The sequence below is a fragment of the Methylobacterium sp. UNCCL125 genome (assembly GCF_900116795.1).
In the GTDB taxonomy this organism is placed as follows: domain Bacteria; phylum Pseudomonadota; class Alphaproteobacteria; order Rhizobiales; family Beijerinckiaceae; genus Methylobacterium; species Methylobacterium fujisawaense.
Window position 1 is genome coordinate 1 of record NZ_FPBW01000064.1, and the last position, 12,120, is coordinate 12,120.

12 protein-coding genes and 2 pseudogenes are annotated in these 12,120 nt (G+C 69.7%); 7 read left to right on the forward strand and 7 right to left on the reverse strand.

What is annotated here, in order from left to right:
• The 4 genes and pseudogenes from BM396_RS31175 to BM396_RS31190 form a co-directional block, all read left to right on the forward strand.
• Positions 1-343, forward strand: a 343-nt coding sequence (locus BM396_RS31175; protein ID WP_139239499.1) for a transposase, incomplete at its 5' end; no start/stop codon positions are given.
• A gap of 175 nt (positions 344-518) precedes the next feature.
• Positions 519-845 (forward strand): annotated as a pseudogene (locus BM396_RS31180) (transposase); the annotation flags it as partial.
• Complete coding sequence (gene tnpB, locus BM396_RS31185; RefSeq protein ID WP_024827170.1) at positions 842-1,189, forward strand: IS66 family insertion sequence element accessory protein TnpB; 348 nt, start codon at positions 842-844, stop codon at positions 1,187-1,189. The pseudogene BM396_RS31180 and the gene tnpB, both read left to right, overlap by 4 nt.
• 78 nt (positions 1,190-1,267) lie before the next feature.
• Entirely contained in the window at positions 1,268-2,797 is a 1,530-nt protein-coding gene (locus BM396_RS31190) for an IS66 family transposase (protein WP_078947399.1), read from the forward strand.
• Positions 2,798-3,174: 377 nt separating this feature from the next.
• On the opposite strand, the gene BM396_RS31195 is transcribed toward BM396_RS31190, so the two are convergent.
• From BM396_RS31195 to BM396_RS31220, 6 genes are read right to left on the reverse strand one after another with little or no spacing between them, the layout of a single operon-like run.
• Positions 3,175-3,825 carry an LbetaH domain-containing protein gene (locus BM396_RS31195; RefSeq protein WP_043388033.1) on the reverse strand — a complete coding sequence of 217 codons (651 nt, stop codon included), beginning with the start codon at positions 3,823-3,825 and terminating at the stop codon, positions 3,175-3,177.
• Positions 3,822-4,547, reverse strand: a complete 726-nt coding sequence (locus BM396_RS31200; RefSeq protein ID WP_043388045.1) for an SDR family NAD(P)-dependent oxidoreductase — start codon at positions 4,545-4,547, stop codon at positions 3,822-3,824. The genes BM396_RS31195 and BM396_RS31200 overlap by 4 nt, the downstream gene beginning before the upstream one ends.
• 16 nt (positions 4,548-4,563) lie before the next feature.
• Entirely contained in the window at positions 4,564-4,791 is a 228-nt protein-coding gene (locus BM396_RS31205; RefSeq protein WP_010685059.1) for a hypothetical protein, read from the reverse strand.
• Positions 4,788-5,828, reverse strand: coding sequence for a 3-oxoacyl-ACP synthase III family protein (locus BM396_RS31210; protein ID WP_043388035.1), 1,041 nt, complete (start codon positions 5,826-5,828; stop codon positions 4,788-4,790). The genes BM396_RS31205 and BM396_RS31210 overlap by 4 nt, the downstream gene beginning before the upstream one ends.
• Entirely contained in the window at positions 5,821-6,138 is a 318-nt protein-coding gene (locus BM396_RS33590) for a hypothetical protein (protein WP_244539028.1), read from the reverse strand. The genes BM396_RS31210 and BM396_RS33590 overlap by 8 nt, the downstream gene beginning before the upstream one ends.
• Positions 6,104-7,711, reverse strand: a complete 1,608-nt coding sequence (locus BM396_RS31220) for an HAD-IIIC family phosphatase (protein ID WP_043388036.1) — start codon at positions 7,709-7,711, stop codon at positions 6,104-6,106. The genes BM396_RS33590 and BM396_RS31220 overlap by 35 nt, the downstream gene beginning before the upstream one ends.
• A gap of 179 nt (positions 7,712-7,890) precedes the next feature.
• Here BM396_RS31220 and BM396_RS31225 point away from each other — a divergent pair, with 179 nt between their 5' ends.
• Entirely contained in the window at positions 7,891-9,318 is a 1,428-nt protein-coding gene (locus tag BM396_RS31225) for a MaoC family dehydratase (protein WP_043388038.1), read from the forward strand.
• 197 nt (positions 9,319-9,515) lie between these two features.
• Here the strand turns inward: BM396_RS31225 and BM396_RS31230 are convergent, their stop codons facing one another.
• Positions 9,516-10,034 carry a hypothetical protein gene (locus BM396_RS31230; protein ID WP_043388039.1) on the reverse strand — a complete coding sequence of 173 codons (519 nt, stop codon included), beginning with the start codon at positions 10,032-10,034 and terminating at the stop codon, positions 9,516-9,518.
• Between the two features lie 480 nt (positions 10,035-10,514).
• Between BM396_RS31230 and BM396_RS31235 the strand changes: the two genes are divergently transcribed.
• Both BM396_RS31235 and BM396_RS31240 read left to right on the forward strand, forming a co-directional pair.
• Positions 10,515-10,988, forward strand: coding sequence for an acyltransferase (locus BM396_RS31235; protein ID WP_244539029.1), 474 nt, complete (start codon positions 10,515-10,517; stop codon positions 10,986-10,988).
• A 324-nt stretch (positions 10,989-11,312) separates the two neighbouring features.
• Positions 11,313-12,120, forward strand: a pseudogene (locus tag BM396_RS31240) (glycosyl transferase); the annotation flags it as partial.

The window sequence follows — 12,120 nt, forward strand, 5'->3', positions numbered from 1 at the left end:
CGAGGTCACCGCCGTTACGCTTACCATCGACATGCCGGAACTCGGCGAACTGGAAGGCAAGCAGGCCGCCAGCCTGGCCGGACTTGCTCCTGTCTCGCAACAATCAGGGCGATGGCAAGGCAAGGAGCGGATTCAAGGTGGGCGGGCCGCGCTACGCCAAGCGCTCTACTTTCCCGCCATCGTTGCCGCGCGCTTCAACGTGGACCTCAAGCTTATCTATGATCGGCTGACCGCCGCCGGAAAGCAGAAAAAGGTCGCTCTTGTGGCCATCATGCGCAGGCTCATCGTCATGGCAAACGCCCTCATCAGGGACAATCGGCCCTGGGCTCCAAACCACACTTGACCAACACGGATACTCAAGAGTTGGAGCCTCCGAAAATCCCGGCGCGATTCAGCCGCCTTGTGAGCTGGCCCGTTGAGGCTGAGGTCATAGGAGTAATCCTAGGACCTTGAGCATGACCCAGGCGGGTATCGAACTGGTGAGAGCCGAGCGGCGTCGACGCTGAACGCGGGCGGAGAAGGAGCGGTTGGTCGCCGCTTCGTTTGAACCGGGTGTGTCGACCTCGGATGTCGCCCGCCGGGCCGGTCTCCACGTCAGTCAGCTGTTCCGCTGGCGCAAGTTGCTGTGCGAGCGTGTTGGTGCTCCCACGCCAGCGCTGGTCCCCGTCGTGATCACGCCCACGTCCGCCGCGATGACGGTCGAGCCTGGTCGAGCGCACAACCACTGCCGTCGCTCCGGCGGAGTGATCGAGATCGATCTCGGCAGAGGCCGGCGCGTTCGGGTCGGCTCCGACGTCGATGCCGCGGCGCTTCGGCGGGTGCTCGACGCCCTGGAGGGCCGATGATCCCACTGCCGGCCAACGTGCGGGTGTGGCTGGCCACCGGCCACACCGACATGCGCAAGGGCTTTTCCAGTCTCGGCCTGATCGTCCAGGAGACGCTCAAGCGCGATCCCCATGGCGGACATCTGTTCGTGTTCCGCGGACGGCGCGGCGACCTGATCAAGGTGATCTGGCACGATGGACAGGGCGCGTGCCTCTACACGAAGCGGCTCGACCGCGGCCGTTTCCTGTGGCCCTCGGTGGCGGATGGAGCCGTGACGATCTCGACGGCGCAACTCGGCTACCTGCTCTCGGGTATCGACTGGCGGATGCCGCAGGAGAGCTGGCGTCCGAGCGCTCTCGGCTGAGGATAACGCGTTACAGCGCTTGAAGAATATGCTCTTCTCTCAAGCGTGCCGAACGCGCCCGAGCCCCCGCCGCTTCCCATGGATCTTGCCGCCGCCCATGCCATGATCCTGGCCGAGCGGGCGGCCCGGCTCGCCTCGGAGATCGCGATCGAACGGCTAAAGCTGGAGGTCGCCCGGCTGCGGCGAGAACGGTTCGGGACCTCCTCGGAGCGCAGCGCCCGGATCGACCAGCTCGAACTCGTCCTAGAGGATCTGGAGGAGACGCTGGCTGAGACCCAAGCGCAGGCGGCCGCCGAGCCCGAAGCGCTCTCCGGTGCGGCTTCCTCGCGGCGCAAGCCCGCCCGTCGGCCTCTGCCCGAGCACCTGCCACGCGAGCGCGTCGTCCATCCCGGCCCGACGACCTGCGCCTGTTGCGGCGGGACGCGCCTTCGCCTCCTCGGCGAGGACGTCACCGAGACCCTGGAGCGGATCCCGGCGCGCTGGGTCGTGATCCAGCACGTACGCGAGCGCGTCTCGTGCAGCGACTGCGAGACGATCGCGCAGACACCGGCCGCATTCCATCCGATCCCGCGCGGACGAGCGGGCCCGAACCTTCTGGCCGAGGTGATGATGGCCAAGTTCGGCCTGCACCTGCCGCTGCATCGCCAGAGCCAGCGCTTCGCCCACGAGGGCGTACCGATCGACGTCTCGACGCTGGCCGGCTGGGTCGGAGCGGTGACCACCGCCTTGTCGCCCCTGGTCACCCAGGTCGAGGCTCATGTTCGAGGGGCTGAGCGCCTGCATCTCGACGACACCCCCGTCTCGGTCCTGGCCAAGGGCAAGACCCGCACGGGGCGGCTCTGGACGGTAGTGCGTGACGACCGTCCCTTCGGCGGCCCCGAACCACCGGCCGCCGCTTACTTCTACTCCCCCGACCGCTCCGGCGCGCATGCCGAGACCTGGCTGGGCGACTTCCGCGGCCTCGTGCAGGCGGACGCCTTCTCTGGGTTTGGTCGGCTGTACGAGCCCGGTCGCAAACCAGGCCCGCTGCGCGAGGCGGCTTTCTGGGCGCATGCCCGGCGCAAGTTCATCGAACTGGCTAAGCTCAGGAAGGCTCCGATCGCCATCGAGGCGGTGGCGCGGATTGATGCGATCATCGCCACCGAGAGCGCCACCAACGGTCTCGCCGCCGATGAACGCCGCGCGCACCGTCGCACCCGCTCGGCCGCCCTCGTCGCCGAGTTGGAAGCGTGGCTACGGGAGAACCGCGCCAAGCTCTCGGCCAAGGCTCCGGTGGCGCAAGCGATCGACTACATGCTCAAGTGGTGGGGCGCCTTCATCCTCTTCCTCGACGACGGGCGTGCCTGCCTCTCAAACAACGCCGCCGAACGGGCGATCCGGCCGATCGCGGTAGGCCGCCGCAACTGGACTTTCGCTGGCTCGGATGCCGGCGGCCATCGCACGGCCGCCCTCTACACGCTGATCGAGACCGCCAAGCTCAACGGCATCGATGCGCAGGCGTGGCTCGCCGATGTGCTCAGCCGTCTGCCCGACCATCCGGCCCGGCACATCGACGATCAGTTGCCGTGGAACTGGACCCAACATCAGCCCAGGCCGATCGCTGCCTGACACCCCATCGGGAGAACGACCGCGGCCTTCACCGCAGGCGTACGCTATATATCTGGTTTCTGGTCGGAATTTCCGGCAGCGGGCTATCGAGGGAAAGCGTCTAATGGCCTAATTCCCTGATGAGCAGACCTGCCTTGAACAATCGCACCAGCCGTAGGCGCTGAGTACGTAGGGAGGTAGCGTGGAAGATCTGATCAACGTCGCCTGATCGCTCGTAGAGATCCAGCCGAGATGGGAGCGGCCAAATCGATCAGGTGGCTGAGTTGAAGACGACGCAATCGCAACCTTGCCCAACGCGCGATCGATGACGCAAATTCGAAGTGAGCTATCGCACAAACCCAAGCGCCGTCATGGCACTCAATCGGGCTCGGATCGGCTCAACCGCGATCTGAAGCGACGACAGGATTATCCGGCCTCGGCCAGATCACGGCCTCATTAGGCACAGCGCGTAGCACGGTACAGCCCATGCCGATCATCGCCCGTTCGCCGACCTTGAGCCCCTGTAGCACCTTGGCCAGCGGGCCGACCAAGCTGTCCGCGCCGATCGCGCAGCGCCCACCGATGAACGCCGCGGGTGAGATCGTCGTGTTGTCCCCGATCTCCGCGTCGTGCCCGATGATCGCGCCGGTGTTGACGACACAGAACCGCCCGAGCCGCGCATCGACGTTGACGATCACCCCATGCGCCACGAACGCCCCCGCGCCCAGTCCGACGCCCTGGCTGACGATCGCATGCGGCGAGACCAGGGGCGGGCAGGGCAGGGCGTGGCGGTCGAGCCACGCGATGATCTCGGCCCGCGCCTGGATCGCCGCCCGGCTCACCCCGCCCACGGCCAGGGCCACACCTGCATACGCGGCGCGGTCGGCCAGCAGTTCGTCGAGATAGCCCCGGTAGGTACCGACCTGCGCGCTCGGCTGGCTCGAATAAGTTGCATCCACGGTGTAGCCGCACATTTGCGCGACCTCGGCGATCTCCTTGGAGAATCCGCCGCCGCCGATCAGCGCGAGACGCTGCCCCGGCCCGGTCACAGCATGGCTCCGCCATCGACCCGGAGGATCTCGCCGGTGACGTGCCGGGCCTGGGGCGACATCAGGAACGCGATGGCGTCGACCACGGATCCGACGGTCGCGGCGCCTGCGGGGCTCCGTTTCTCCAGCGCGTCCTTGAACTCCGCGCCGTACAGGCGGGCATGGGCCTGAGTCATCTCGGTGTCGAGCCAGCCGGGGGCGACGCCGACGGCGCGCCGGGGGGCAAGTTCCCGGGCCAGCCCCTTGATCAGGGCGTCGAGACCCGCCTTGGAGGCGGCGTAGGGCACGATCGCCGGCTCGGGCCGCTGCGCCGCGACGGACGACACCGCGCAGAACACCGCGTCCCGGGTCGAGACGCGGGCGCTGCCGAAGGACGCCGCGAACAGGGTCGGCGCGACGAGGTTCGTGCGATAGAGGCGCTCGACCTCCTCCACGCCGAGGCTGCGCATCGGCTTGATGACCTGAACGCCTGCGCAGTACACGAGCCCGGTCAGGAGGCCCCGCTCGGCGACCGCCGCCTGCAGCACGCCGCCAATCGCCGGGAGGTCGGTGACGTCGGCCGCGACGGCGGCGCAGCCGAGCGCCTCCAGCTCGGCGAGCCGGTCCGCCCGCCGGGCGAGTGCGGTGATCCGCGCCCCGCCCGCGCGGAGACGCTCGGCGACGGCGCGGCCGATGCCGCTGCTGGCCCCGACGACGAGGACGTGCCCCCCTGGCTGCGACATCGGCTCCGACATCGGCTCAGGCCTGTAGCTTCGCGCCGGCCAGCGCGATCAGGTCGTCGGTTGTCGCCGCACCGGCGATCCGCTGCGGATCCACCTCGAGGCCCAGCGTGTCGTAGAGCGCCATGATGTTGAGGATGCCCAGCGAGTCGAAGGTCTCGATCTCCCCGAGGCTCTGCCCGCGAGCCAGCGGCCCCGGCTGATCGAGGATCGTGCCGAGCTCGTCCAGGAATGCGCCCTCGGTCATCGGATGGTCTCCTCGTAGGTCATGACCGGGGGCGCGAAGATCCGGTCGGTGGTGATCGTGCAGGCCCCCCAGCTCAGGCCGACCCCGAAGCCGGCGAGCAGCGAGCGCACTTGGCCGTCCGCATAGGCCGCCGCGAGGAAGCCAGAGATCGTGCCGGGGATCGAGGCCGAGTTCTGGTTGCCGTAGACCGACTGGGTGCCGGTCGGGAGCTTGCTGTCGTCGAGCCCCAGGCGGCGCTGGATGTTCTTGAGGATGTATTTGTTCGGCTGGTGCAGGACCAGGAAGTCGACGTCCTCGGCGCGCGTGTCCGAGAAGGCCAGGATGCCCTCGATCAGCGGCGGGACGCGCTTGAGGGTGAAGTTGAAGACCTGCGCCCCGTCCATGTGCATGGTCGCGGGCTTGTCCGCATCCGCCGCGTCGGCCCGCAGGCCGCTATGGGGGATGAACAGCGCCTTCTCCCCCGAGCCGTCGCTGTGGAGCTGGAAGACGCTCTCGCTCTCGCGCCGCTCGATCAGCACCGCGGCGCCGGCATCGCCCATGATCGGGGTGATCGACCGGTCCCCGGTCGCGACCATGCGGCTCGCGACGTCGCCGACGCAGAGCAGGACGCGGTTGAGGCCGGATTCGACGAGGCTGTAGGCGACCGACAACCCGTAGACGAAGCCGCTGCAGCCGAGGCGGATGTCGAAGCAGAGCGTGTCGGTGCGCATGCCGAGGCGGTGCTGCATCCCGATCGACGTGGAGGGCGAGCTGTAATCCGGCGTCTGGGTCACGAGGATCAGCCCGTCGACGGCGTCGGGCTGCAGGTCGAGGCCGCGCAGCAGGTGGCGCGCCGAGTGCAGGCAGAGATCCGCCGTCGTGGTGCCGGGATCGGCGACGACGTGCCGGGTCGAGAAGCCCATCGCGCGCTTGAGGCGCTGCGCCTCCTCGGGGGCGAGCCCGAGGGCGGCAGCCTCGTCGTCGAAGGCCAGGACGCGTGCGCCGACCGTGGTGACGAGCCCCGCGAGGGCCGCGCGCGAGAACCGCAGGTCAGCCATGCTCGACCGTCTCGGCGACGTAGTCGATCCAGCCCTGGAAGCGGCGGAGCGGCGACTTCGTGCTGTCGAGGATGCTCTCGTTGGCGAGCGGCACGTAGCGGCCGATCGTCCGCTCGATCTCGGATTCCGTCTCGAGGAGGAGCTCGACCACCGCGAAGGAATCGAGCCGCTCGTACACGTCGTCCTCGGGCCCGAGATTCTGCAGGTCCGGGCGCCCCCAGGTCTCGACGAGCCGCGCGAAGGTGGCGCGGGCAGCCGCCTCGACGGCGCCGCGGTCACTCCGCGACGATGTGGATGTAGGGGGTGTCATCCGGTCCTCGTGTCAGTCGGTACGTCTTGCCATCCGGGCCAGCGCTGAGGGGTTCGAAGCCGTTGTCGTCGAGGAAGGTCTCGACCATCCGGTTCTTCGCGCTCGGGCGATACTGGGCCTTCAGGTCCCGATCACCCTCCTGGTGGCAGACGTGGCGCAGAAATTGGGCCTCGATGCGGCGTCCGAGAGCCCGGCAGCTCATCAGGAACGTCTCGAGTTCGCCGCCCCGGACGATGGCGACCCCGACGATGCCCATGTCGCCGAACCGGTCGACCACCCGGGCCGCGTAGACGCCGCCCTCCTGCATGGCGGTGGCGACCTCGTCCTCGGTGTAGCGCCGGGTCGTCAAATTGAACTGGTTGGTCTTGTTGATCAGCTGCGTGACCCGCCGCAGGGAGCCCGGGTTGTTGCGGGCGACATGAACCCGGATCTCGAGGGAGGCGAGGTAGTCGTCCATCGAGCCGGCCGAGCGCTGCAGCTCCTGCCGCTGCGCCTCGCCGCGGTACTGCTCGGTCTTGGCCAGATCCTCGGCGGTGACGTTCCGGGCGCGCAGCGACGCGATGCCGTCGAGCAGGGTGAGCGCCTGCTCGGGACGCGTCCGGTCGAACAGGTGGCACTCGACCCCGGGGAGCCGGGCGCGGACCTCCTCGATCTCGAAGGGGTTGTCGTCGAGGAAGACGAAGCTGTCGAGGCCGAGGTTCAACGTCGCCGCGAGGTCGCGGATGTTCTCGCTCTTCTCCGACCAGTTGCTGCGGTAGGCTACGAAATCGTCGAGCCGCAGCGGCATCGCGCGCTGGGCGAAGACCGCGCGGAAATCCTCCTCGTTGTTCTTCGTCACCGCGCAGAGCAGGATCCCGAGGCCCTTCAGGCGCAGGAGCTGGCGCTGGAGCTGGGTGTGGACGATCCCCGGATAGTCGCTGTCGACCTCCAGGTTCTCCACCCCGTCCTCGCCGACGACGCCGCCCCAGAGGGTGTTGTCGGCATCGACCACCACCACCTTGCGACGCGCCCGCAGCCGCGCCGCGACGGCGTCGGCATAGCGCGCGTTGAGCGCGTCCACGGCGGCCGGGGCGTAGGGCATCTGGTACATGTACCGGTTGCGCTCGCGGAAGGCGTTGGCGAAGCCGAGCAGCGCCAGGGCGCCGGCGGCGTCGACGACGCTGACCCGCTCCTGAGCCCGGGCGAGGTCGAACAGCACCGCGTTCACCCGCGCCAGGGCATCAAGCTGGTCGTGGAGGTCGCTCTCGACGGAGGAGAATGGCACGAACGGCACGGTGTTGAGGATGATCGTCCCCGGCGCCCGGGCGAGCCGCGCCGAGACCAGCTCGGCGAGGCCGCGCGCGCGGGCGACGGCCGCCTCGTCCGGGGCGACGTCGAAGAACCAGCGGTGGTCGAGATGCACGATCAGGACGTCGGCGGCGGCGGGACCCGCCAGCACCTGCTCGATCTGTCCGATGGGGAGATGCTCGCAGGAGACCGTGGCGAGATCCGCGAGGCGGCCCGCCATCTTCCCGAACGGGTTGGTGACGACGTTTCCGACGAAGCCGATCGACAGGGCGCGAGCCGTGGTCATCCTCGATACCGGTCCCTGCGACATCCTGCGGATGCCTGCCCTCCGGCGATCGACCGGCCCCTTACCGTGCGTGCGAGCGCCGCCCTCTTGCGAGATCGCGTGTCATAAAGCAAGGGGCTGGGCACCCGGCGGCCGGCCAGCCCGGCCGGGGCGGGGACCGGCCGAGGAGGAGCTGCGCGATGAACGGATCCGGTTCGCACGACGCCGCCGCGACGCGGATCTGGACCGAGGCGCACCAAGCCGCCTTCGCGCGGGCCACGGGGGACGTGAACCCGATGCACATGGATGCGCGGATGGCCCGGCGGACGCTCGCCGGCGAGCGGGCCGTCCACGGCGTCCACGCCGCCCTCTGGGCCCTCGATGCCTGCGCCGACGCCCATCCCCTCGACCGGCTCGCGACGCTGCAGATGCGGTTCGAGCGGTTCGTACTGGTCGGGGATTGCACCGTGCTGACGGTCCACGCGGCGGACACAGGGCAGCTGCGCCTGTCCCTCGCGGTGGACGGCGTCCGCACCCTGACGATCCAGGCGACCTTCGCGGCGGACAAAGCCCCGGCCCGGCCGGTCGAGACGGCACCCACCGCGATCCCCGCGGAGCCGATCGCCCGCGATCCGGCGGCCCTGACGGGGTTGGCCGGAGCCTTCACGCTGCCGGACCCGGCGGCGATCGCCGCGCTGGCGCCGCGCCTCGCCCGCGTCCTCGGCCCCGGCCGGGTCGCCGCCCTGGGCGGACTCTCGACGCTCGTCGGCATGTTCGTGCCCGGCCTCCACTCGATCCTCTCGAAGATCGACGTGACCGTCACCGACGGGGATGCCGGCTCGAGCCTCGGCTACGCGGTGAAGCGGTTCCAGCCGATGCTGCAATCGGTGACGCTGGACGCCGCCGGCCCCGGCCTCATGGCCCGGGTCGAGGGCTTCGTCCGTCCGCGGCCGGTGGAGCAGGAGAGCCTGCAGGACCTCGCGGCCCTGGTGGAGCCGGGCGCCTTCGCCGACGTGTCCGCGCTGATCGTCGGCGGGTCGCGGGGCCTCGGCGCCGCGACCGCCAAGCTGATCGCCGCAGGCGGCGGGACGGTGTGCATCACCTACGCGTCCGGCGCCGACGAAGCGGAGGCCGTCGCCCGGGAAATCCGCGCCGCGGGCGGGCGCTGCCAGATCCTCCGCTACGACGCCGCCGCGCCGGCCGCCGCGCAGCTCGCGGCGCTGGCGATGCGCCCGTCGCAGCTCTACCATTTCGCGACGCCCCGCATCTTCCGACAGAAGCGCGCGCCCTTCGAGCCGGCCTGCCTGGACACGATGATGCGCGTCTATAATGCCGCGTTCTACGAGCTGAGCCAGTTCTGCCTCGACCGCAGCGACGCCGTGGCGGCCTTCTACCCGTCGACCACCGCCATCGACGAGGCGCCTCGCGACACCCTGGAATACGTCATGGCCAAGATCGCGGGCGAGACCCTCGCCGCGACTTTGGGGCGGACGCTCCCGAAGCTGCGGACCGTGATCGAGCGGCTGCCCCGGGTGAAGACCGATCAGACGGCCACGATCTTCCCCGTGCCGGCCGCCACCCCGAGCGCGCTGATGCTGCCGATCATCCGGCGGATGGCGTCGGCCTGACCCGAAGGACCGGGGCGCGGAATCGACGGGCCGGACGGGGCCGTCACAGGGCTGTTGATCAATTCAAGCCCCCCCCCTGCACCGACACGAGCGCAGGACGGTGAGCCCGGCCAGCGCGACATCTCCGCGCGCGGCGCCGCTGTCTTTTTCGCTCCGCCCGCCAAAGGAGGCACCGTCGCCCTCGCCGGACGCCCGGCTCACTCGGCGGCGTCGTGTTGGACCTCCGCATCCGAGTCCGGGTCGGCCTCGGTGTCACCCTCACCCTCCTCGGACTCCACGGGCGCGGCGGCCGTGAAGAAGTCGCCGTTCCGGATCGCCTCGCCGCCGGTCACCAGCATGCTGAGATAGGTGTTGAGGGTATTCGGCGCGACGTCGGGCAGCCGCTCGGTGATCTCGACATGCGACAGGCCCTGCGGGCCGGCCGAGCCGAGCAGCGCCTTCAGCCGTCCCTTGGCCGAGTTCGCCCGGGGACCGCGGGCGCCGCGCCGTCCGCCGGAGGCGGGCGCGGCGCGTTCGGCCGCGGAGGCCCGCGGACCTTCGGGCGCGTGGAGACCGGAGGCGTCCAGCGGGATCCCTTCGACGATCGAGGTCAGCGCCGCCTCGGCCGCCCGGAGCTTGGTCAGCTCGGCTCCGATCCGGTCGTAGTCGCTCTGGAGCGCGGCCCTGCGCGCCCGCACGTCGACCAGGGCCTTCGTCAGGGTGTTGTCCTCAGCCACCGGACGGCCTCATCCCATGATTTCGCTGGGTGACGGCATACGTCATAGGACCATTGCGGCGTCAACAGGCGCGCGGAGGCTCGCCGGCCGGGCCCGGTGACGGCCCGCGATCGGCAGCGCGAGTTGTGAGGACGACGCCCGATGGCTTAGAGACATCTTCGAACGCCTCTGCCGGCTTGGAGTCATCGGCGCAATTGCCGAATCTCGACGGATTCCGAATTCGGCACGCCGATACCGTAATCGTCACGTCAGAAGGCGAACGTTCTTCCACGGGTTCGATGTGCGGCCGTCCGCTCCGGGACGTCGGCCGCGTCGCGCCCAGGGGCATTCATAGATCCCGCAGAGCAAATTATGTCTTTGAATATTTTCGATAAAGGGGAGAATAATGTCATTGACATCGATTCGCGGGATCAGCACAGCCAAGCCGGAAAGATCTACATCAACGGCGACAACAACTACATCCGCATAGGCAGAGGCTGCGTGTCCGACAAGGACATGCACATCGTCATCGAGTCCAACTGCCGGTTCGATGTCGGCGAGCACGTACGGCTCTCGATGGCCAACATCTATGTCGGCCCCAGCTCGATCCTGCGCATCGGCGACAGGACCGGCTTCACCGGTCTTGTCCATCTCAATCCCGTCGAGGCGAAGGCGATCGAGATCGGGACGGATTGCTCCATTGCGTCCGGCGTCTGGATGACGACGAGCGATTTTCACTCGATCGTCACCCGGGATACCGGGCAGCGGCTGAATCCGGCCAAGCCCGTTCGCGTCGGCAATCACGTCTGGATCGCCAATCACGCCACGCTCCTCAAAGGCTCCGTGGTCGGCGACAACGCCATCATCGGCGCACACGCTGTCGTCACCGGAACCGTGCCGCCCCATTGCGTAGCCGCCGGCAATCCCGCACGCATCGTGCGCGAGGACGTGACGTGGCGTCCGGACCTGATCTGACCGCACCCCGATGAGGCAGGCGAGGGCGGACGGCTCCGGGCCTCGGATCGGTCCTGCGGAGCACCGTCGGCGCCCCGTTGTTTACCCGGTGCGCGTGTTCCGTTAGGGCGATGAACCGCCGACACGGCGTCTCGTCCGACGCGCCGGCACGCCTTCGATCAAGCCCACAATCGGCCCGCGCGAACACATGCTCCTCCGAGCCTCAGGTCTCGTCTCAAGCGCCGCCGGGCCGAAGCCCGCCTCGGGGTTGGTGGCCTGCACCGCCTCCGACGCCGCGGATCGCGGACCGGCGCGCGCGGCGCGCGGCGCAGCGCGAGCGGTGCGTTGAAGCGGTTCTTCCGCCTGTACCGCAGGGTGCGCGGCAATCCGCTGATCCGGCTGGCGGTGCGCCGCGGCCTTCCGGCGGCGAACGATCTCGTCACCGCGGACGCGCAGATCGCGACTCTGGCCCCGCATGTCGACGCGGCCTTCTACGCGAGCTGGTACGGGATCACGGCCGATCCGGTGCGCGACTACCTCGTCCACGGCTGGCGCGAGGGCCGCGACCCGCGCCCCGACTTCGACTCCGCCGCCTACCTCGCCGACCGCCCCTACCTCGCCCGGGCCGGCATCAACCCGTTCCTGCACGCCCTCACGCGCCGGCGCGCCCGGGCCGGCGGCGAGGCCGGCGTTGCGGGCGGGGCAGCCGGCGCGCCCCTGCCCAAGCCCGACACGGCCCAGGCCGAGCGCCTCGCCCGCCGCCTCGTGGACGGGGCCTTCTACCTGGCCAACAACCCCGACCTCGCCGCCGCCGGCGTCGATCCGGTCGACCACTACATGGCCTCCGGCTGGCGCGAGGGCCGCGAGCCGGCACCGCAGTTCGACACCCTGGCCTACTGCCTCACCCGCGGCCTCACCTTCGCCACCCAGAACCCGCTGGTGCACTACGTCCGCAACGGCGGACCCGCCCGGCCCGACCCGGACGCGGCGCTGGCCCTGCGGATGGAGACCCTCGCCCCCTACTTCGACGCCGCCCATTACCGGCAGCGCCTGCCCGGCCCCCAGGCCGAGGCGCTGGCCGGGGCCTCGGACGCCGCGCTGCTGCGCCACTACGTGGCGGAGGGCTGGCGGGCGCGGGTCAGCCCGCGGCCGG